Source organism: uncultured Victivallis sp., assembly GCF_944391105.1.
Taxonomy (GTDB): domain Bacteria; phylum Verrucomicrobiota; class Lentisphaeria; order Victivallales; family Victivallaceae; genus Victivallis.
This window is the reverse complement of sequence record NZ_CALXSK010000019.1, coordinates 1-18,322: the sequence shown is the minus strand read 5'-3', so window position 1 is coordinate 18,322 and position 18,322 is coordinate 1. Positions and strand designations below refer to the sequence as shown.

At 58.7% G+C, this 18,322-nt stretch carries 17 protein-coding genes; 13 read left to right on the top strand and 4 right to left on the bottom strand.

The genetic code is table 11. The features are described from left to right. The first annotated feature begins 41 nt into the window (after positions 1-41). From infC to murJ, 13 genes are all read left to right on the top strand, one after another. Entirely contained in the window at positions 42-542 is a 501-nt protein-coding gene (gene infC, locus Q0K10_RS07645) for a translation initiation factor IF-3 (RefSeq protein ID WP_294505407.1), read from the top strand. An 83-nt stretch (positions 543-625) separates the two neighbouring features. After that, a complete protein-coding gene (gene rpmI / locus Q0K10_RS07640) occupies positions 626-826 on the top strand; it encodes a 50S ribosomal protein L35 (protein ID WP_106053776.1) in 201 nt (66 codons plus the stop codon). Positions 827-851: 25 nt separating this feature from the next. Continuing rightward, positions 852-1,202 (top strand): 50S ribosomal protein L20, encoded by a 351-nt coding sequence (gene rplT / locus Q0K10_RS07635; protein WP_106053777.1) that lies wholly within the window; start codon positions 852-854, stop codon positions 1,200-1,202. 269 nt (positions 1,203-1,471) lie between these two features. Further along, the gene (gene pheS, locus Q0K10_RS07630) at positions 1,472-2,482 is read left to right on the top strand and encodes a phenylalanine--tRNA ligase subunit alpha (RefSeq protein WP_366942978.1); all 1,011 of its coding nucleotides are present in this window, start codon (positions 1,472-1,474) and stop codon (positions 2,480-2,482) included. 26 nt (positions 2,483-2,508) lie between these two features. Continuing rightward, positions 2,509-4,893 carry a phenylalanine--tRNA ligase subunit beta gene (gene pheT, locus Q0K10_RS07625; RefSeq protein WP_294505403.1) on the top strand — a complete coding sequence of 795 codons (2,385 nt, stop codon included), beginning with the start codon at positions 2,509-2,511 and terminating at the stop codon, positions 4,891-4,893. A 61-nt stretch (positions 4,894-4,954) separates the two neighbouring features. Beyond that, positions 4,955-5,440, top strand: coding sequence for a 6,7-dimethyl-8-ribityllumazine synthase (gene ribH, locus Q0K10_RS07620; protein WP_294505400.1), 486 nt, complete (start codon positions 4,955-4,957; stop codon positions 5,438-5,440). Continuing rightward, positions 5,440-5,961: a transcription antitermination factor NusB gene (gene nusB / locus Q0K10_RS07615; protein WP_294505398.1), complete on the top strand. Its 522-nt coding sequence runs from the start codon at positions 5,440-5,442 to the stop codon at positions 5,959-5,961. The genes ribH and nusB overlap by 1 nt, the downstream gene beginning before the upstream one ends. Beyond that, entirely contained in the window at positions 5,958-6,908 is a 951-nt protein-coding gene (ftsY, locus tag Q0K10_RS07610; protein WP_294505396.1) for a signal recognition particle-docking protein FtsY, read from the top strand. The genes nusB and ftsY overlap by 4 nt, the downstream gene beginning before the upstream one ends. 5 nt (positions 6,909-6,913) lie before the next feature. Further along, positions 6,914-7,951, top strand: a complete 1,038-nt coding sequence (gene ribD, locus Q0K10_RS07605; protein ID WP_294505394.1) for a bifunctional diaminohydroxyphosphoribosylaminopyrimidine deaminase/5-amino-6-(5-phosphoribosylamino)uracil reductase RibD — start codon at positions 6,914-6,916, stop codon at positions 7,949-7,951. Positions 7,952-7,953: 2 nt separating this feature from the next. Beyond that, a complete protein-coding gene (locus Q0K10_RS07600; RefSeq protein WP_294505392.1) occupies positions 7,954-8,610 on the top strand; it encodes a riboflavin synthase in 657 nt (218 codons plus the stop codon). Beyond that, entirely contained in the window at positions 8,607-9,377 is a 771-nt protein-coding gene (locus Q0K10_RS07595; RefSeq protein ID WP_294505390.1) for a hypothetical protein, read from the top strand. The genes Q0K10_RS07600 and Q0K10_RS07595 overlap by 4 nt, the downstream gene beginning before the upstream one ends. Continuing rightward, a complete protein-coding gene (locus Q0K10_RS07590) occupies positions 9,371-10,090 on the top strand; it encodes a pyridoxine 5'-phosphate synthase (protein ID WP_294505386.1) in 720 nt (239 codons plus the stop codon). Before Q0K10_RS07595 ends, Q0K10_RS07590 begins: the two co-directional genes overlap by 7 nt. A 7-nt stretch (positions 10,091-10,097) precedes the next feature. Continuing rightward, a complete protein-coding gene (murJ, locus tag Q0K10_RS07585; protein ID WP_294505383.1) occupies positions 10,098-11,702 on the top strand; it encodes a murein biosynthesis integral membrane protein MurJ in 1,605 nt (534 codons plus the stop codon). A 64-nt stretch (positions 11,703-11,766) separates the two neighbouring features. On the opposite strand, the gene Q0K10_RS07580 is transcribed toward murJ, so the two are convergent. The 4 genes from Q0K10_RS07580 to Q0K10_RS07565 all read right to left on the bottom strand — a co-directional run. Continuing rightward, a complete protein-coding gene (locus Q0K10_RS07580) occupies positions 11,767-15,480 on the bottom strand; it encodes a hypothetical protein (RefSeq protein ID WP_294505380.1) in 3,714 nt (1,237 codons plus the stop codon). 14 nt (positions 15,481-15,494) lie between these two features. Further along, complete coding sequence (locus tag Q0K10_RS07575; RefSeq protein WP_294505378.1) at positions 15,495-16,151, bottom strand: prepilin-type N-terminal cleavage/methylation domain-containing protein; 657 nt, start codon at positions 16,149-16,151, stop codon at positions 15,495-15,497. Further along, positions 16,148-17,170 (bottom strand): LacI family DNA-binding transcriptional regulator, encoded by a 1,023-nt coding sequence (locus Q0K10_RS07570; protein ID WP_294505375.1) that lies wholly within the window; start codon positions 17,168-17,170, stop codon positions 16,148-16,150. Before Q0K10_RS07570 ends, Q0K10_RS07575 begins: the two co-directional genes overlap by 4 nt. A gap of 385 nt (positions 17,171-17,555) precedes the next feature. Beyond that, positions 17,556-18,322 (bottom strand): hypothetical protein (locus Q0K10_RS07565; protein WP_294505372.1); only part of this gene is annotated, 767 nt, incomplete at its 5' end.

The following is an 18,322-nucleotide window of genomic DNA, read 5'->3' as shown; positions in this document are numbered from 1 at the left end:
AAAGAGCCGACGTCTGGAAGGAGGGTATCGCTATTGCTAAGTTGTTGAAACCCAATGATCGCAGCTTCACTGCGGATCAGGTTCGTCTGATCGGGCCGGATGGCGAACAGATGGATGTGGTTCCGCTGGCGAGAGCGCGTGAGCTGGCGCATGAGGCCGGATTGGATCTGGTTCTGGTATCGGATCGTTCCACGCCGCCGGTGGTGCGCATCATGAATTTCGGCAAACTTCAGTATGAACAGAAGAAGAATCTGAAGGCGCAGCGCCGGAATTCCGCAGCCCAGAAGCTGAAGGAAGTCAAGTTTCATGTGAACATCGACAGTCACGATTATGAGACAAAAATCAAACATGCGCTTGACTTTTTGGATAAAGGGTGTAGATTAAAGATCACTCTGGCTCTCCGGGGTCGTGAGATGGCCCATCAGGATCTGGCTTTTCAGCTGATGGATCAGGTCATGGCCGAGCTGGCGCCGTACGCGGATGCCGACGGGAAACCGAAGATGCTGGGGCGGAATATTTCCGTGAACTTCGCTCCGAAATAAGGGGAGCGGGAAACGCGTCGCAGCCGGTGGTGCATTGACCGGCTCGACGGAAACTAATCCTTACAAAAGGGAAGGAACGAACAATGCCGAAGCTCAAGACCAGAAAATGTGCCGCCAAGCGGCTCAAGCAGACCGGAACCGGCAAGTTCCGGCATCACAAGGCGGGCGCCCGACACCTGAAGTCGTCCAAGAACGCCAAACGCCGTCGTCGTCTCCGTCAGGACGGAGCCGTGAAGTCGACCGAAATGAGCCGGATCAAGGCCGCGCTCCCGTACGGTCTCTAATTCTTAACGACGGAGGAAAGCAAAGATGTCGAGAGTTACTTATGCCGTGCCGTCGCGCAAGCGTCGCAAGCGCACTCTGGAGCGCGCGAAGGGGTTCTACGGGAACGCAAGCAAGAACATTCGTACCGTGTACGACGCCGTCGACAAGGCGGGCGTCCATTCGTACAAGGGGCGCAAGCAGAAGAAGCAGCAGTACCGCGGTCTCTGGATCGTGCGCATCAACGCCGCCTGCCGCGCGCTGGATGTGAATTACAGCAAGTTCATGAACGGGCTCAAGAAGGCGAACATCGAGCTGAACCGCAAGGTTCTTGCCGATCTCGCGGTCAACGAACCCGCGGAGTTCAAGGCGCTGGTGGAAAAAGTCACCCAGGCCTGAGGCTCGCAACACATGGCTCAAGCAGCTTGAAGGTGGTGACTTTTTTCACCGGCTTCAAGCTGTTTTTGCTTTTATCTGCGGAAAGGATCACGATAATGTCTGGATTGAGGCGATTTAGCAGCCGCCGCCGGATGACCCGAGGCCGTCCCCGGGGGACGGATTCGGGTCATCCGGCGGCGGGAGGATTTGTCGGAATTCGGAGTCAGGAATAGAGCCGCCCCCGACGGCGGCGGATGGATACAGTTCAGGAACGGAATTTTATGAACGCGATCATTGAAAAAATCAACCGGGCGCTGGAAGAGGCGGCGGCGAAGGCCGCGGCAGCCTCCGCCGCAGACGCCGTCGAACAAATTCGGATCGATTACCTCGGACGCAATGGATTGTTCCCGGCGCTTTCGAAGGAGATGGGCAGCGTCGCGCCGGAGGAGCGCAAGGAGACCGGACGCGCCTTCAACGAAGGGAGAAACCGGATTCAGGCCATGATTGAGGAGGCCGCAGCACGCCTCGCGTCAGCTCCGGGCGCCGCCGAAGGGGCGCTCGACCTTTCGCTGCCGGGACGGCGCTGGAACTGCGGGCGCAAACATCCGGTCACGATCGTTGCCGACGAGTGCGCGGAAATCTTCCGCCGCATGGGATTCATCGTCTCGGAGGGGCCGGAGATCGAGGATATCTTCCACAACTTCGACGCGCTCAATACGCCGATGGATCACCCGTCACGCGATCCGCAGGATACGTTTTACTTTGAGGACGGTCGCATTCTGCGCACGCAGACCAGTCCCGTGCAGATCCGCACGATGGAGTCGCATGAGCCGCCGGTCCGCATCGTCGCGCCGGGGCGGGTGTTCCGCCGTGACACGCCGGACGCGACCCACGGCATGAACTTCCACCAGATCGAGGGGCTCTACATCGACAAGGGGGTCTCGATGGCGGATCTGAAGAGTGTGCTGCGCATGTTCGCGACCGAGATGTTCGGGCCGAAGGTGAAGATCCGGCTGAGGCCGCACTTCTTCCCGTTCACGGAACCGTCGGTCGAGTACGATTTCTCCTGCATCATGTGCGGCGGCAAGGGGTGCCCGGTCTGCAAGCACTCCGGCTGGATCGAGATCGCCGGAGCGGGCATGGTCGACCCCGCGGTGTTCAAGAATGTCGGATACGATCCCGAAATCTGGACGGGGTACGCGTTCGGGCTGGGCATCGAGCGGCTCGCGATGCTGCGCTACCGGATTCCGGATCTGCGTTATCTCTATGAGAACGACGTCCGGTTCCTCGAACAATTCTGAACGGCTGAAATGAGGATGGATCTCAAATGAATATTTCAAGAAACTGGCTTTCCCGTTACGTCACGATCGATTGTGACCTTGAAACCCTCTGCGATAAACTCACGATGGCCGGAATCGAAGTCGAGGCGGTCGAATCGGCGGGGACGGTTCCCGCCGGCGTCGTCACCGGCCGGATCCTGACCCGCAAACCCCATCCGGATTCGGATCACATGTCGGTCTGCACAGTCGACATCGGCGGAGGAACGGTGCTCCAGATCGTCTGCGGCGCGCCGAACTGTGACGCCGGGTGCGTCGTCCCGGTCGCGACGATCGGGACGGTCTTCCACACGCCGGAGGGGGATTTCAAAATCAAGAAGTCGAAGCTCCGCGGCGTCGAGTCGCAGGGGATGATGTGCAGTGAAAAGGAGCTCGGGCTCTCCGAAAATCACGAAGGGCTCATGATTCTCGATCCGGCGACGGAGCTCGGGCAGCCGGTCGACCGGCTCTTCCCGGGCGACACCCGCATTGAGATTGAAGTGACGCCGAACCGCCCCGACTGGCTCTCGATGTGGGGCGTCGCGCGCGATGTCTCCTGTCTGCTGGGGACGGAGGCGAAACTTCCGGAAATCACGATTCCCGCGTGCGACAAACCCGCGCCGGGACTTGTCACGGTCGAGGCGCCGGATCTCTGCACCCGCTACATCGGGCGGCTGATCCGCAACGTGAAGATCGGGCCGTCGCCGGAGTGGATTCAGAAGTCGCTCGAAAGCATCGGTCTGCGGCCGATCAACAACGTGGTCGACGTGACGAACTTCGTGATGATGGAACTCGGGCAGCCGCTGCACGCGTTCGACCTCGCGAAACTCAAGGAGGGGCGCGTGATCGCGCGCCGCGCAAAGTCCGGGGAGAAGATCACGACACTCGACGGCAAAACTCTGACGCTGGAACCGCGCCACCTCGTGATCGCCGACGCCGAGAAGCCGATGGCGCTCGCGGGCGTCATGGGCGGCGAATACTCCGGCGTCACGGAGGAGACGACAGACGTGCTGCTTGAGAGCGCGGTATTCTTCTCTTCGAACATCCGGGCAACGAGCCGGGAGCTGGGCATTTCGAGTGATTCGAGTTACCGTTACGAACGCGGCGTCGACTGGGACATGGCGGAGCTCGCGTCGAAGCGGGCTGCGCAGCTGATCCTCGAAACCGCGGGCGGCGAACTCGGCAGCGAGGCGGTCGATGTGAACACGGGCCGCCCCGCCGAGAAAGTCATTCCGTGCCGGTTCGACCGGGTGCGCGCGCTCATCGGCACGCAGGTGTCGAACGAGCGGATCGTGGAGATCTTCCGCACGCTGCATTTGAAGGTGGACGACGTGACCGGAAGCGGCTGCGTTGTGACTGCGCCGCTCTTCCGTCTCGACCTTGAGCGCGAGGCGGACCTGATCGAAGAGGTGGCCCGCATCGACGGGCTCGACCGGATTCCGGAGATCGCCGTGACCGGCAAGATCTGCGGTTCGATCCGTGAGGATGCGTATCTGCCGCTTGAGACACTGCGGAACAAAATCATTTCACTTGGTTTTTACGAGTGTCTGCACTACAGCACGGTGAACCGGGAGTCGGCGCTCTCGGACAGCCGGTTCACGGAATCGGATCTGATCCGGCTGAAGAATCCGATCAGCCAGGAGCTGGCGATCATGCGGCCGAGTCTGCTCGGCGAAATGCTCGGCACGATCGAGCGGAACATCTCGCGCCGGAATCTCACGCTGAAGCTCTTCGAGACCGGCAAGGCGTTCTGCCGCAATCCGGAGCTTTTCCCGGAGGAGCGGTTCGAGCTCTGCCTGGCGCTGACCGGGCTGAAGCATCCGGAGCAATACTCGGAGGAGCTCAAGGCGCAGTACGATTTCTTCGATATGAAAGGCGCGCTCGAGTCACTTTTCGAGTTGATGAACACCAAGCGTTACCGGTTTGTTCCGGTCGAGGACGGGCGGTTCCGCAAGGGGTGCGCGGCCGAAATTCAGATTGAGGGGAAGAAGGCGGGCGCATTCGGCGAACTTGCGCCGTCGCTCGTAAAGGGATGGCGCACGACCTATCCGGTTTTCGTCGCACAGCTCGATATGGCGGTGCTTCTGGCGGCGGATCACGGAGTCGGCTACTACGTTCCCTTCTCGCTCTTCCCGGCGACGAGCCGCGATGTGGCGTTCGTCGCTCCGACGGGGCTCACGCACGCGGACGTGCTGGAGTTCATCCGCAAGGCGAAACCGGCGGATCTCGAATCGGTGCGGCTCTTCGATATCTTCGAGAAGGATGGGCGCAAAAGCATGGCCTATCAGCTCACGTTCCGGAACCGGGAGCGGACGCTGACCGATGCGGAGGTCAACGCCCGTTTCGACAAGCTGCGCGAGAAGCTGAAGAATGAGTTGAAGGTGGAATTGCGGTGATCTTCCCGGAGACCGGGAGTCCCGAAGTGAATGTGCAACAGCAATTGGGAAGGATATGACAATGAGCAACAGCAGAAGTGCCGGGACGGTGTTCGAGGGAAATCTCGACGCGAAAGGCCTGAAATTCGGAATCGTCTGCGCGCGTTTCAACGATTTTTTCGTGAGCCGGCTGCTCGACGGAGCGATGGATGCGATCGTGCGGCACGGCGGCAGCGCGGCGGATGTGGCGGTGGCGTATGTACCCGGCTCGTATGAAATTCCGTTCGCCGTGAAAAAGCTGCTTGAAACGAAGAAGTTCGATGCGGTACTCGCACTCGGCGTGGTGATTCAGGGAGCGACTCCGCACGCGGGTTACATCAACGCGGAAGTGGCGAAGGGGCTTGCGCAGCTCGGGCTCGAATTCGGCGTTCCGGTGACCTACGGCATGATCACCGCGGAGAACCTGGAACAGGCGATCGAGCGCAGCGGAACGAAGGCCGGCAACAAAGGTGTCGACGCGGCGGTCGCGGCGATTGAAATGGCGAATCTGACCAGGGCGATCCGGTGATGTTTGAGGACGACGACTTTACCGGGGCGCAGGAGCCCCGTCCCCACGCCAAGCGGATGGGGCGTGAGCTGGCGATGCAGTATTTGTTCCGCTGCGACATGCGGCAGGAACTGCCGGATGCGGAGACGTTCGCACTCTTCTACGATCAGATCCGGAAGGAGCACGGTCTCAAGGAGAACCGGTTCGGACGCAAGGCGCGAGAGTATGCCGAAAAGCTCTATCTCACGGTGGCGCTGAACGGGGAAGAGATTGACTCGGTCATCCGGCAGCGGAGCCAGAATTGGGATTTTGAGCGGATTTCGCATGTTGACCGCAACATCATGCGGGTCGCGGTTGCGGAGATGCTCTACATGGAGGATGTACCTCCTGTGGTCAGCATTGACGAAGCCGTCGAGATTGCGCGCGACTACTCCGGCGACGAGGCCGGCAGTTTCATCAACGGAGTTCTGAACGGCATCAAGGATACCTTGAAACGGAATCCGCGCGGCGGAAAACAACCGAACAAAGGCGAACAGGAATGAAATCGATTTTCTCCATCTTCAAGCGGGGGCTGGAAAAGACCACGACCCGTGTCGCCCGGACGATCGGCTCGATCTTCACCGGGGTCAAGGCGCACAGTGCCGCGACATTCGATGAACTCGAGGAGCTGCTGATTTCGGCCGATTTCGGCGTGCCGGCGTCATTGCGCATCGTCGGGGAGATCCGGGATCGGTACGAGCGGGGCGCGATTTCAACGAACGCCGACCTCGTCAAAGTCGCTTCGGAGACGGTGAAAGAGATTCTGCGCGGGCGTTCGCGCCCGATTCATTATGCCGAAGCGGGCAAGCCGACCGTGATTCTGATGGTCGGAGTGAACGGCAGCGGCAAAACCACGACCATCGGGAAACTTGCGGCCCGCTTCCGGGCGGACGGGAAGCGGGTGGTTCTGGCCGCGTGCGACACATTCCGGGCGGCGGCGGTCGAACAGCTGCAGCTCTGGGGGGAGCGGACCGACTCGCAGGTGGTCTCCGCGAAACACGGGGCCGATCCTGCGAGCGTCGCGTATGACGCCACGCAGGCGGCGCTCGCGCGCAATGCGGACTATCTGCTGATCGACACGGCGGGCCGCCAGCACAACCAGAAGGGATTGATGGAGGAACTTGCGAAGATCCGCCGGTCGATAGAGAAGGTCTATCCCGGCGCGCCGCACGAGGTGTGGCTCACGGTCGATGCAAGTCTCGGCGGCAATGTGCTGAATCAGGCCAGAGAGTTTTCGAAGGCGACCGGCGTAACCGGGCTCGTGCTGACCAAACTCGACGGCACCGGCAAGGGAGGCATGGTCGTAGCGCTGCACCAGGAGTTCGAATTGCCGACGTTTTTCATCGGTCTCGGGGAGCAGCCGGAGGATCTCCAGCCGTTCAGTCCGGAGTTCTTTGCGGACGCACTGTTCGGAGAAGAGTCAGGAAACGAAGTAGAGGAGCATGACTGATCCCCATGGGCGAAGAGAATACAGACCGTTCCTACATGCTTGAAGCGCTGGGTCTTGCACGCATGGGGTGGGGGTTGACCAGCCCGAATCCGATGGTTGGTGCGGTGATCGTGCGCGACGGGGTCATCATCGGGCGCGGCTACCACTTCCGGGCGGGGGAACCGCACGCGGAGATCAATGCGTTTTCCGATGCGGCGCGGCACGGTTTCGATCCGAAGGGGGCTACGCTTTACGTTACGCTCGAACCGTGTTGTACGACGGGACGCACCCCTCCCTGTACGGACGCGATCATCGCCGCCGGAATCGGGCGGGTTGTGATCGGTTCGCTCGATCCGAATCCGCACCATGCCGGGCGCGGTGTGGAGCTGCTCGAAGCGGCCGGAATCGAGGTGACGGTCGGCGTCGAGCAGAGCGCGTGCAGCGAGTTGAATCAGGCGTTCTTCAAATGGATCAGCACCGGCAAGCCGTTTGTGATTTTGAAAATGGCCATGACGCTCGACGGAAAGATCGCCACCGCCTCCGGCGAATCGAAGTGGATCACCGGACCGGAGGCGCGGCGGCGCGTACAGACGCTGCGCCGCCTCAGCGACGCGATCATGGTCGGTGGCGAAACCGTGCGGCAGGATCATCCGCAGCTGAACGTGCGCGAACCGGAGTCGTGGCCGCGTCAGCCGCTGCGGATCATCGCGAGCCGCAGCATGGATGACGAGGAGGTCGCGTCTTATTTTCCGGACGGAAATTTTGAGCGGGTTGAGCTTGAGACGAACGAGGAGTGGCACAGTCTGCTGATCCGTCTCGGCGCGCGCAACATCACATGTCTCTTGATTGAAGGGGGCGGCGAACTCGCGGCGGCGGCACTCGATGCGAACGCGGTCGACATGGTCGAGTTCCATATTGCGCCGAAGCTGCTCGGCGGACGGGACAGCCGTCCCGTGCTCGGCGGAAACAACCCCGAATCAATGGAGTTTGCACGCAAGCTGCACAACGTCAAAGTAACCCACTACGGCGAGGACATCGCCGTAAGCGGACACCTGGAGGAGTAGCGATGTTTACCGGGCTAGTGGAAATGACCGGCGTACTGGTCGGATTGCACGGAGAACATCTGACATTGCGCCCTGCGAAGAAATTCGAAAAACCAATTTACGGCGAGAGTGTTGCGGTGAACGGCTGCTGCCTCACGCTCGAACGGGAGCTTGCGGGCGGAGTGCTGGAGTTTTTCACCATGGCCGAAACACAGCGCCGGACCAATCTCGGGCGGTTGAAGCCGGGATCGCTTCTGAATGTGGAACGGGCGCTGCGGCTCGGCGACCGGTTCGGCGGACACATCGTCTCGGGACACATTGACGCTGCGGCCGAAGTGATCGACTACCGGAAAATGGCGGACGGGGATTACGAGCTTCGCGTGGAACTGCCGGAGTCGCTCGCGCCTGAAATTGTCGAAAAGGGCAGCATTGCGATCGACGGCGTATCCCTGACGGTGGTCGATGTCGGGAAACGCGATTTTTCGGTACGGTTGATTCCGGTCACGCGCAATGACACCGCGCTTGTGGCTCGAACGCCGGGGACGCCGGTGAATCTGGAAGGAGATCTTGTCGGCAAATACATCCGTCGTCAATTCGAACTGCGCATGGGAGAGGCTGCAGTGGAGCCCTCCTCTGCGGGAATCACGATGGATACGCTGCGGGAAGCGGGGTTTCTGTGACGCCGGCGGTGGAATTCGGTGCGGTGCTCTGTTCCGCGGACGGCCTGGCCCGGATGCCGGAGCCGTACCCGGCAGGGCTCGGATTTCTCGCGTTTCCGGGAGAGGCGTTTGAGAGCCAGGAGCTGCGCATGAAACTCCACAAGGTTGTTTCCGGCAAGGTGGCGGTTATGCCGCGTGAGCTTCTCGCGTATGAGATGATCTCTCTGCTTCCGGAACAGAATCTGGCGCTGAAGGTTGAATTCGCCCGGGTATTCCGGGCACGCTGCAAACGGGCGTTGGAACTCCGCAGCGGAGAAGTCGGACTCCGGATCGACTGGGAGCGCATGCAGGCGGAGGAAGGATATCGCGACGCGTTGCGGCAGTTGCTGCGCGGTACGTTCGGAATACTCGATGAATTCCATCTGAAGCTGCGGCTCGCGCTGCGATTGCCGGGGAATGCGGCGGCGTATATGAGATTTCTGCGGGAGATGCAGTTCCCGGGGCTGGTGTTTTCGCTGGAGTGCACACCCGGGGCGGTGGAGACTGACGCGCTGCATACGCTGCGGTTTTACTCGGATTTTTTTGCGCTGCACCCGGATCCGGAAACCGGACGCGGCTGGAGCGTTGATGAGATACGCAAACTTGCCGGTGAGGCGGGAACGCTCTGCGTTTCGCCGCGCCGGTTCGGAATCGTGACCGATGATGTTCCGGCGGCCGCCGCGCTGGCGGAGGAGTTCCGCCGCCCGGCTGTTGTGCCGGAGGAAAACAGGGAGGTGAAATCATGTTGAAACTGGGAGTGAATATCGATCATATTGCGACGGTTCGTCAGGCGCGTCTTGCGTCGTCACCGCGTCCGCTGGAAGGGGCGCGCCTCGCGGAAAAAGCGGGCGCATGGGGGATCACCGCGCATCTGCGCGAAGACCGCCGCCACATCCAGGATGCGGACATCCGCGAACTCGCAAAGAACGTGAAGAACCTGAACATGGAGATGGCCGTCACCGATGAGATGGTGCGCATCGCCTGTGAGGTCAAGCCGCACAGCAGCTGCCTCGTGCCGGAGAAGCGGCAGGAATTGACCACGGAAGGCGGACTCGACGTTGCCGGGCAGCGAGACAAGGTGCGCGCAGCCGTGGCGAAACTGCATGAAGCCGGAATCGTCGTGAGCTGCTTCATCGATCCGGTCGAAGAACAGCTCGACGCGGCGAAGGAGGTCGGCGCCGACTACGTCGAACTCCACACCGGAACCTACTCAAACACGACCGGTGAAGCGCGGCGTCAGGAGCTTGAACGACTCAAGGCGGCGGCGGAACACGCGCACAAAATCGGGCTCTCGGTCAACGCGGGACACGGGATCGACTACGAGAACATCGCCGGAATCCTTGAGATTCCCCATCTCTCGGAGCTGAACATCGGTCATTCGATCATCGGCCGGGCGATCATGGTCGGCATGGAACGCGCCGTCGGCGAGATGCTTGAAGCGATGAAACCCTACTCGAAATAAAGCATCCATGAGTTCCCGGCGCGGCCACGGTATTTTGAAGAGTTCGCTCGGCGTTTCGCTTGCGACGCTGCTTTCGCGTCTGCTCGGACTGGTCCGGGTGATGCTCGAAGCACGCGTGCTCGGCGGAGATGCCGTGGCGAGTGCCTGGGGGCTTGCGTTTGCGATTCCGAACACCTTCCGCCGGCTGCTTGGAGAAGGGGCGCTCGGCACGGCGCTGATTCCGCTCGTATCCGAAACCGATGAGAAGGCGGGTCCCGAGCAGGTACGCCGCGAACTCGGCATCGTCTTCTCGGTGCTGTCGCTGATTCTGGCGCTGATTGTGGCAGTGGTCGCGGCAGGAGCGATCGGCTTGCGGGAGCTCGCCGCGGAAGAGGAGTTTGCCAGGTGGTTTCCGGTGCTCGCAAGCAGACGTGTACAACTGGCTCTTTCGATTCTGCCGCTTCTGATGCCGTATGCGTTCTTCATCTGCCTGATCGGAGCGATCGGGGCTGTGTTGAACACAAGGAAAATCTTTGTGCTGCCTGCGCTCGGGGCGCTGCTGCTGAATTTTTTTCTCATCGGCGGGCTGTATGCGGGATTCCGGCGGGATGTCGCCGGGGAGAGTCTGGCCGCTTTTCTTGAGACGCTGTCCTATCTGGTATTGTTGTCCGGGGCGATTCAACTTCTGCTGATGCTGCTGCTGCTCTGGAGAGCGGGGCGCTTCCCGCTCCTCTCATGGAGAGCGTTCCGGGAGAGTGATATTTTCGGGAGGCTCTGGCGGCTCGTGCTTCCGGGGATGATCGGCGGAGCTGCGTTGCAGATCAGTTTTCTGATCGACCGTTCGCTCGCGATCTGCCTCGGGCCGAAGGCGGTTCCGGCGCTGAACTACGTCGACCGGATCATCGATCTGCCGATCGGAATCTATGCGATCGCACTCGGTTCGGTGTTGACCGCGACGATGTCCCGTGCGGCGGCGCGCGGAGACCTTGCGGAAATTTCGCACGATCTCGGATTCAGTCTGCGACACGTTTATTTTCTCTGCGTCCCGATGGCGGTCGGGGTCATCTTCTTCTGGGAACCGATGCTGCGGATTCTCTGTCTCGGCGGGAATTACACCGAGGAGGATCTGGAGGCGGCCCGGATGGTTGCAATCTTCTACGGGGCCGGAATTCCGGCATTCTGCTCGATCAAGGTGCTGCTCGCTCCTTTCAATGCCCGAAAAATGATGACGACGACGCTGCGCTGCTCGCTCATCGCGATTGGCTGCAATGTCGTATTGAATCTGCTGCTCATGTGGCCATTGCGGCAGGGGGGAATTGCGCTGGCGACGGTGCTCTCCTCGATGCTGAACAACACGCTGCTGCTGCGCCATCTGCACAATGAGGGGATTCCGCTGGATGCGCGCGGAATCGGCCGTACGTTCGTACGTTCTCTTGTCCTCTCCCTCGTTGCGGGCTTTGCGTTGATGTGGCTTTATCCGGTTCTGCGGGAACACCTGACGTTTCGTTACGTCGGGGAATTCCCGGCATTTGCGCTGCTGGGAGCGCTTTTTGCGTTGCTCTATTTTGCGGGGAGCCGGATCTTCCGATCACCCGAACTCCCCGAACTGTTCGCCGTCCTTCGCCGCCGTTGAGCCGGGTCATCCGATCTTCGGCCGGATTTCAGAAACAGCAACGCGCGGCTGCAGACGGACGGTGCTATTTCGCGGCGGCCGCGGAAACGATCTCGAAAAACGGCGTGGGGCCGGCCACGGGAAGTTTTGCGGTATCGACCTCGAACACGATCTCGCCGCCGATCGACCTTGCGGGGATGCGATCTCCGCGCAATCCGTTCAGTTTCAACGCATAAACTTCCGGGTCCCGAATTGCGCCGTTCCGAATCCCGATCCGGAACGTACCGGTCTGGACAAGAACCGGAGCCGTGCCGATCGTAACAAGCCGGTAACGGGAGTTGTCCGTGAAGGTCATGCCGGAATTCAAAGCGTCAGTATTGATGATCGCCAGCAGCCGGTCGTCGGACTCAATCGTGCGGTCGGCATTGCGGGCGATGACCGTAATCGAAGCCGGACAACTCGCCGCCTCCACCGACAGCGCATCCAGCCGTTTCGGAACGTTGCCCTTGATGGTGGTCCCTTCGAGACGCGGAGTCACAACATCAAGAATCCCGCCGTTGCGGATATTCATCGTGAGCTCTCCGGTATCGCTCTCATAGATGCCTTTGTCCGGATCCGTCCGGTTTTCGGGGCTGATCAATCCATTCGCGCGCATTCCGGCCACAGCCTCGACCAGTTTGTCGCTGCCACGGTAGGAATCGGTTACGGAACCGTACATGCCGAAGTCGTTGAACGAAGCGTCGCCCAGCGCAGGAACTTCGAGATCCGCGGAGATCTTCGAACGGACATCGCGGTCATAGCGCAAACCGATCCGGCTGACGGCGAACAGAAACGCGAGATTCCCGTTGAAGGCTGAAAAAGGACGGTTCCCCTGGAAAATGAATTCATCGTTCACGGGAAAAACCACCGTCCGCCGCGCCGGAGAAACATCTCCACGCAGATAAGCGAAAGCGGTCACCACGTCCGAAGCGCGGATCACCGGGTCGGGACCGACCTGAAACGGCACCAGACGCCCGCCGTGATGCACGACCGGCGCAGCATGCACCATCATGAGATCCCACTCCTGCAGTGCGGCGTAACTGCTTGCGAGCCCCTGCTCGTGGCGATACCGGTTCCAGAACACCTGACCATACTCCGAGACCATGTATGGACGATCGATGAAACGAACCGGCGCCATCACCCGCAGCATGCTGCACCCGGAGGTGATCACACTCGACTGCGGCACCGTTGAGTTGCGTGAAATGTAATCGGACGGATGCGCATGGTAAGCGTGCATCGACACCACCGGAACCGAAGCACGCGGCGGAATCTCGCTCAACCGGTAGATGAAATCCCACTGGCTCGTGAGCCCGCGATATCCCGCCTCCTTCATGACGCCCTCATACCAGCGGGTCAGTTCCAGCTCGGAGTCGACAATGCACTCGGCCATGTCGCAGGCGAACACCGTGTTCTTCTGAGTGGCGGGCATATTCAGGAGCGGCAGCGACTCCCAGGTGGCATCCTCCGGGATCGGAGTCTCCTTCCATGCCTTTCGAACCGCCTCGATCGAGCCGTACTTCTTCTTCAGGAAGGCGATCCACTTCGGCTGCATCATGCGGCCCATGAAGTCGGACATGCTCCAGCGCAGATTCTGTTCGTTGTGGAACAGCGCGACCGCGATCGTCGGATCGTCCGCAAGACGCATTTTCGTGTAATGATTTACGGCGGTGAGCATGCGGAGCACTCCGGCACGGTAGTTCGCGCGGTAAGCCTCATTTCCGGCGATGAGTCCGACGCCGAATCCGGTTGGACCGCCGCCCCAGATGCTCGCAGTCGTCCAGCCGGAACTGAACGTCGCCAGGTCCAGATAGACGTAGATCCCGCGCTGTTTCAGGCAGAAAAGAAGATAATGAAATCGATCCTCGTTCTCTTTGATGAACGGAATCGTCTCCGGATCATCGTAAAGTTTTCCGTCCCAGCGATTGCGCGAAATCAGAAATCCGTTGATGCCGTGGAATCGGATCATGTTGTATCCCTGGGCTGCAAGCGCATCGGCGAACGCCTCGATTTTTTCCTTGTCCGCGGGGATTCCTTCCGGACCGCAGGAGTGGCCGAAAAACCGGACCGGCTTCTCCGGCCGTTTCTCGAAGGCGGTCCGTCCCTGTGCGTTCACGATGACCCGTCCATAAGTTCCGCACGGCGCGCGGTCGGCGAGATCCGAAAGATCCAGCGCACTGCCGGGGCGGATGTAAAGATCACTCAGATCGATCGGGCGCCACTCGGCATTGGCAACGAACTTGACCTCGCGAACCTGCTTTTCATCGACGCCGAGCGATGAAAGCGAAGCGGCAACGAGGTACCATTCCCCCGGCCCGGTCTGACGTTCCAGCACGATCCGGTCAAACGGCTCAACCGGCAGCTCAATCCGGCTCAAGTACAAGCCGAGTTCATCCGTCCCGTCGCTGACCCGGCTGCCGGGAAATCCATTCTCACAGAGCTTTGGAGAACGCACGTTGTCGAGTTCGACACCGGTGCGGACCATTACGGATTTCACCTGCCGATTCCCCTGGCAGAATGAGATTTTCCCGATCGCTTCGTCACGGAGACCGTCGCCGGTGTGCAGCAAATAGAGTGCATCACGAACCGAGGGTTCCTTTTCCCACTTCAGCTCCAGACGCCGCTCCACCTCGGTCGGAATTCCCGGTTGAAACGGGATGCCGCAGAAAATTTCCCCGAGAGGAGAAAATGCGGAAAACCACTCCGGTGCCTGTTTCGACCGGACGAATGACAACGGCTGGAACGGCATGAGCTCTTCGGCAGTAATCGTTCCGATCGAAACCGTGCTTCCTGCCGGGAAACCTCCAAAGGTCAGAGAAGGCAGCCGGAACTGTCCCGTCCAGTCAAGCGAGGAAGTACAGACCCACTCAACCTCACGCCATTCGGAGGTGAGCTCGACCGTTGTCGGTTTTCCGAGGGTAAGCCATTTGCCGCCGGCCTGATATCCGCCGATCCCGAGTTTTCCCGGAACGCTCGCCCGTGCCCGGAACCTGATCCGGTAGACGGTTCCCTTCTTCGCAGAAAAATCCCGGTTTGTCCAGATCTGACGGCCGCCGACATCCGACTTGCCGTTGTGGGCTTCCATCGTCAACAGAAGAACCCCATCCTGTGCGGAAACGGTGAACGTATTCCCCGGTTTCGACTCTTTCCAGACCTGTTTGGCCGTTTTGTCGTTCCATTTGCAACTGAAGAGCTGAACCGGATTGCGCGGTGTCTCCGCGAGGGAAGCGGAAAGTTCTTCGACCGTGATCGTGCCGATGGTGATTGTGCTCCCGGCGGGAAACCCGCCGAAGGTCAGGGAAGGCAGCCGGAACTGTCCCTTCTTGTCCAGTACACAAACGCAGTTCCAGCTCACTTCACGCGGCTCGGTCGAAATTGCAACGGTCACAGGAGTTCCGAGGGTTCTCCATTTTCCACCGGACTCGTATCCGCCGATTCCGAGTTTTCCCGGAACGCTCGCCGATGCCAGAAAGCGAACCCGGTAAACACTCCCTTTCTTCGCATCGAAATTGCGATTGATCCAGATCTGGCGGCCACCGACATCGGATTTGCCGTTGTGGCCGGTCATGGTCAGCACCAGCGAACCGTCCTGCGCGGAAACGGTAAAATCGTTCCCGGGCTTCGACTCCTTCCAGACCTGCTTCGCCGTTTCGCCATTCCATTCACTGCGGAAAAGCTCAACAGGGTTTCCCCGTTTCTGTTCTGCAGCGGCCCCTCCCGCCAGAAAAAGACACAATAAGAGTGCGATCAACACATTTCGCATGGGAGACAACTCCTTTATTTTGTGGTTTGAAAATCGTAGCTGTGCGTCCAGTCGGCTCCGTCACTTCCTGGCTGCCGCTCCCCGATACGCAGTGGAGAGACATGCCAGTCGAGCCAGAGGACATTCGTTGCGCCTGAGTGGCGGGCATCCACAGTCGTCTCCGCCTTACTGAACGGATACCAGTACCAGCCGCCCCAGTGATCGCCAAATTCAAATTTATTGCCGTCGACAACTCCGACCTTGCGGGAAGGGCTCTTCCAGCGGGAACGCTTGCCTGCGCTGTTCCAGGTTTCACTGCCTGAGTTGAAATTCTGCATCATGTAGAAGCCGGCTTTCACATTTAGAATCGACTCCGGCCGGGAGCAAAGAACGGGACAATAGAGAGCTTTGCGAGTCGAATATTTTTTCGTGATCAGATAGTTGTCCCATTGGACGCCTCCCCATTGCGCTTTCTCGTAAGTTCCCGGCATCCACCCCCGGAGACACCAGTCGTCGTTATCGTTGCAATACTGATCGATCGAGAGGCCGGCCTGCTTGAGATTGTTGACGCACGCGGCAGTCTTGGCCCGATCCCGCGCCTGATTCAGTGCAGGCAGCAGCATCGCCGCCAGAATCGCGATGATCGCAATCACCACAAGCAGCTCTATCAATGTAAAGCTTTTTCTTGTCATCTTTCCGATCCTTTCCTGTTTGAACGAGTCGAATTAATTTTTACACTGCCGCCAAATTTCAATGTTGTCGGAATCTCAACCGCATGAGGTTCGGATTCGCCTTCCAGAGCTGAAAGCAACTCTTCGATTCCCGCCCGGGCCAGCAGGGCGCTGTCCTGCTTGATCGCCGTCAGCGGCGGGTTGTAAAGCTCCGCCCAGCGGGTTCCGTCGATCGACACGACCGAAAGGTCCTCCGGAACCCGAATTCCTTTCTGCCCCAATCGACTGATTGTCATTGCCGCTACGTAATCGGAACTTGCGATGATCAGTTCTGGACGTTCGTCCGCCACCCGGTCGATGCAGGCAATCTCGGATTCGAGGTCTCCGTAATGAAACTCATACTCGCGTGGAGATACCCCATACCGGCGACAGGCGGCGCGGTATGCTTCGCATTTCTGGTGAAAACGCAGATCATCCATGAGGGCAATTTCCCGGATTCCACTCTCAAGAAGATACGAGAACAGCTCCATCATGCCCGGTTCCATATCGAAGCCGACACTCCGGAATCCATTACAGGAAGGATTCCCCAGAAATACGAGCGCCTGCCCGGGACGGCAAAGCTTTTCGAGCCGTTCCCGGTGAGTTACGCCGATCATGCTGTACATGAGGATCCCGTCGACCGCGCGGGTCAGCAACAGTTCCAGCGCCTCGAACTCCTTTTCAATGTCCCAGCGGGTCGGCTGGGTCATGAGTCGATAGCCGCGTTCCTCCGCCACTTTCGCCAGCTCATCGGCCAGCTCCGCGTAGTAGGGCGTTGCGATGTCCCCGCAGATGAAGCCGATTGTCCGTGTCGACTGATGAAGCATCGCCTTTGCCAAGTGATTCGGACGGTAATTCAGTTCCGCCGCGAGCTGCCGGATCCGCAGCCGGGTTTTATCGGCGACGTGACGCGCCAGCGGACGATCGTTCAGTACAATCGACACCGTCGCCGGCGATACACCTGCTCTCGCCGCAAGTTCACCCAAGGACACCGGTTTCATTGTCTTATCCTTATTAAATGCTTTTAATAACTATTTAAATTATACCGGAAATCTCTTTAAATGTCAAGAGGCGAGAGAAAAAATCTTCAAAAAAAGATTCCCATGAAGCTCGTAATGGTGTGGTTCGCTCCCCGAGTGGGAGGATTTTTTATGAAAATGCGCAAAATATCGGACACTACCAAGAATCCGGCTCTAAAATTCCGGTAAAAATTTTGCGTGTATATTGCGCGTCTTTCCCCGCTTGGACAATTTTCCATTGGACGATCGGCGCAAGGTCCTTGAGTTACTATAGTCGCATTGGCCGCCGGTTGCAAATCCAGAAAAGGACATCCCAGGCGTCGGATCGTGTCGAACCGGATGAAAGCCTTATCGAAAAAGAAACCTCTTAAGCATTGGGAGGGTCGAATATCAATAATGAAATGTGAAAATCTGCCGGATGCCTTTTTACATAATATACGGAACTGAAATTGATCTCCTCGCCATCGTTAAAATGAATCTTTCCTTCTATTTTTACTGTATCTCCGCTTTGTATTTTTTCCGGTAAATGTAACGCTAAACCTCCTTCACGCAAAACGAATTGAGGTTGCTCCGGATATGATAACGACAATAAATTGTATTGTTGATGATCCACAGTGATATAAATTACAGAAAAAAGTTCAACTGATGAAATCTTATCATCTATCCCCAGACAGCTTCTTTCTCCCAACTCGTCTTCTGTTGAACAAGATGATTTAGACAAAAGAAAATCTTTTGGGGCAGCCTCAAACAGATATTCAACAACAAAAGGTACGTTAATTTCTGTTGAATTGGTCAACAAATATGGACTCAAAAAATAAGCTCCGCTTGATTCCTTCAGGGTAAAACCATACATCTCTTCTGTGACATAGATCAATAATCCCCCTGTGAGAATAGAAAAAATAATATATCCTATCCCCACAATCCACAAGATCCAGGCAATTATTTTTTTCTTCATGTCAACGATTCTCGTGAAAATCTGCCAAGCCGCTTTCCCAAGTATCTCCGGAGAATAAGACGCTTCCGGCGATGCCAATCTTACGCAGTTTTCCGGAATCGTGGCAAAAAAAGACCCGCGCTCGTGTGTGCGAAACGCGAGAGCGGGTAAAAAAATTCCCGGCGCCGTGCTACTCTCCC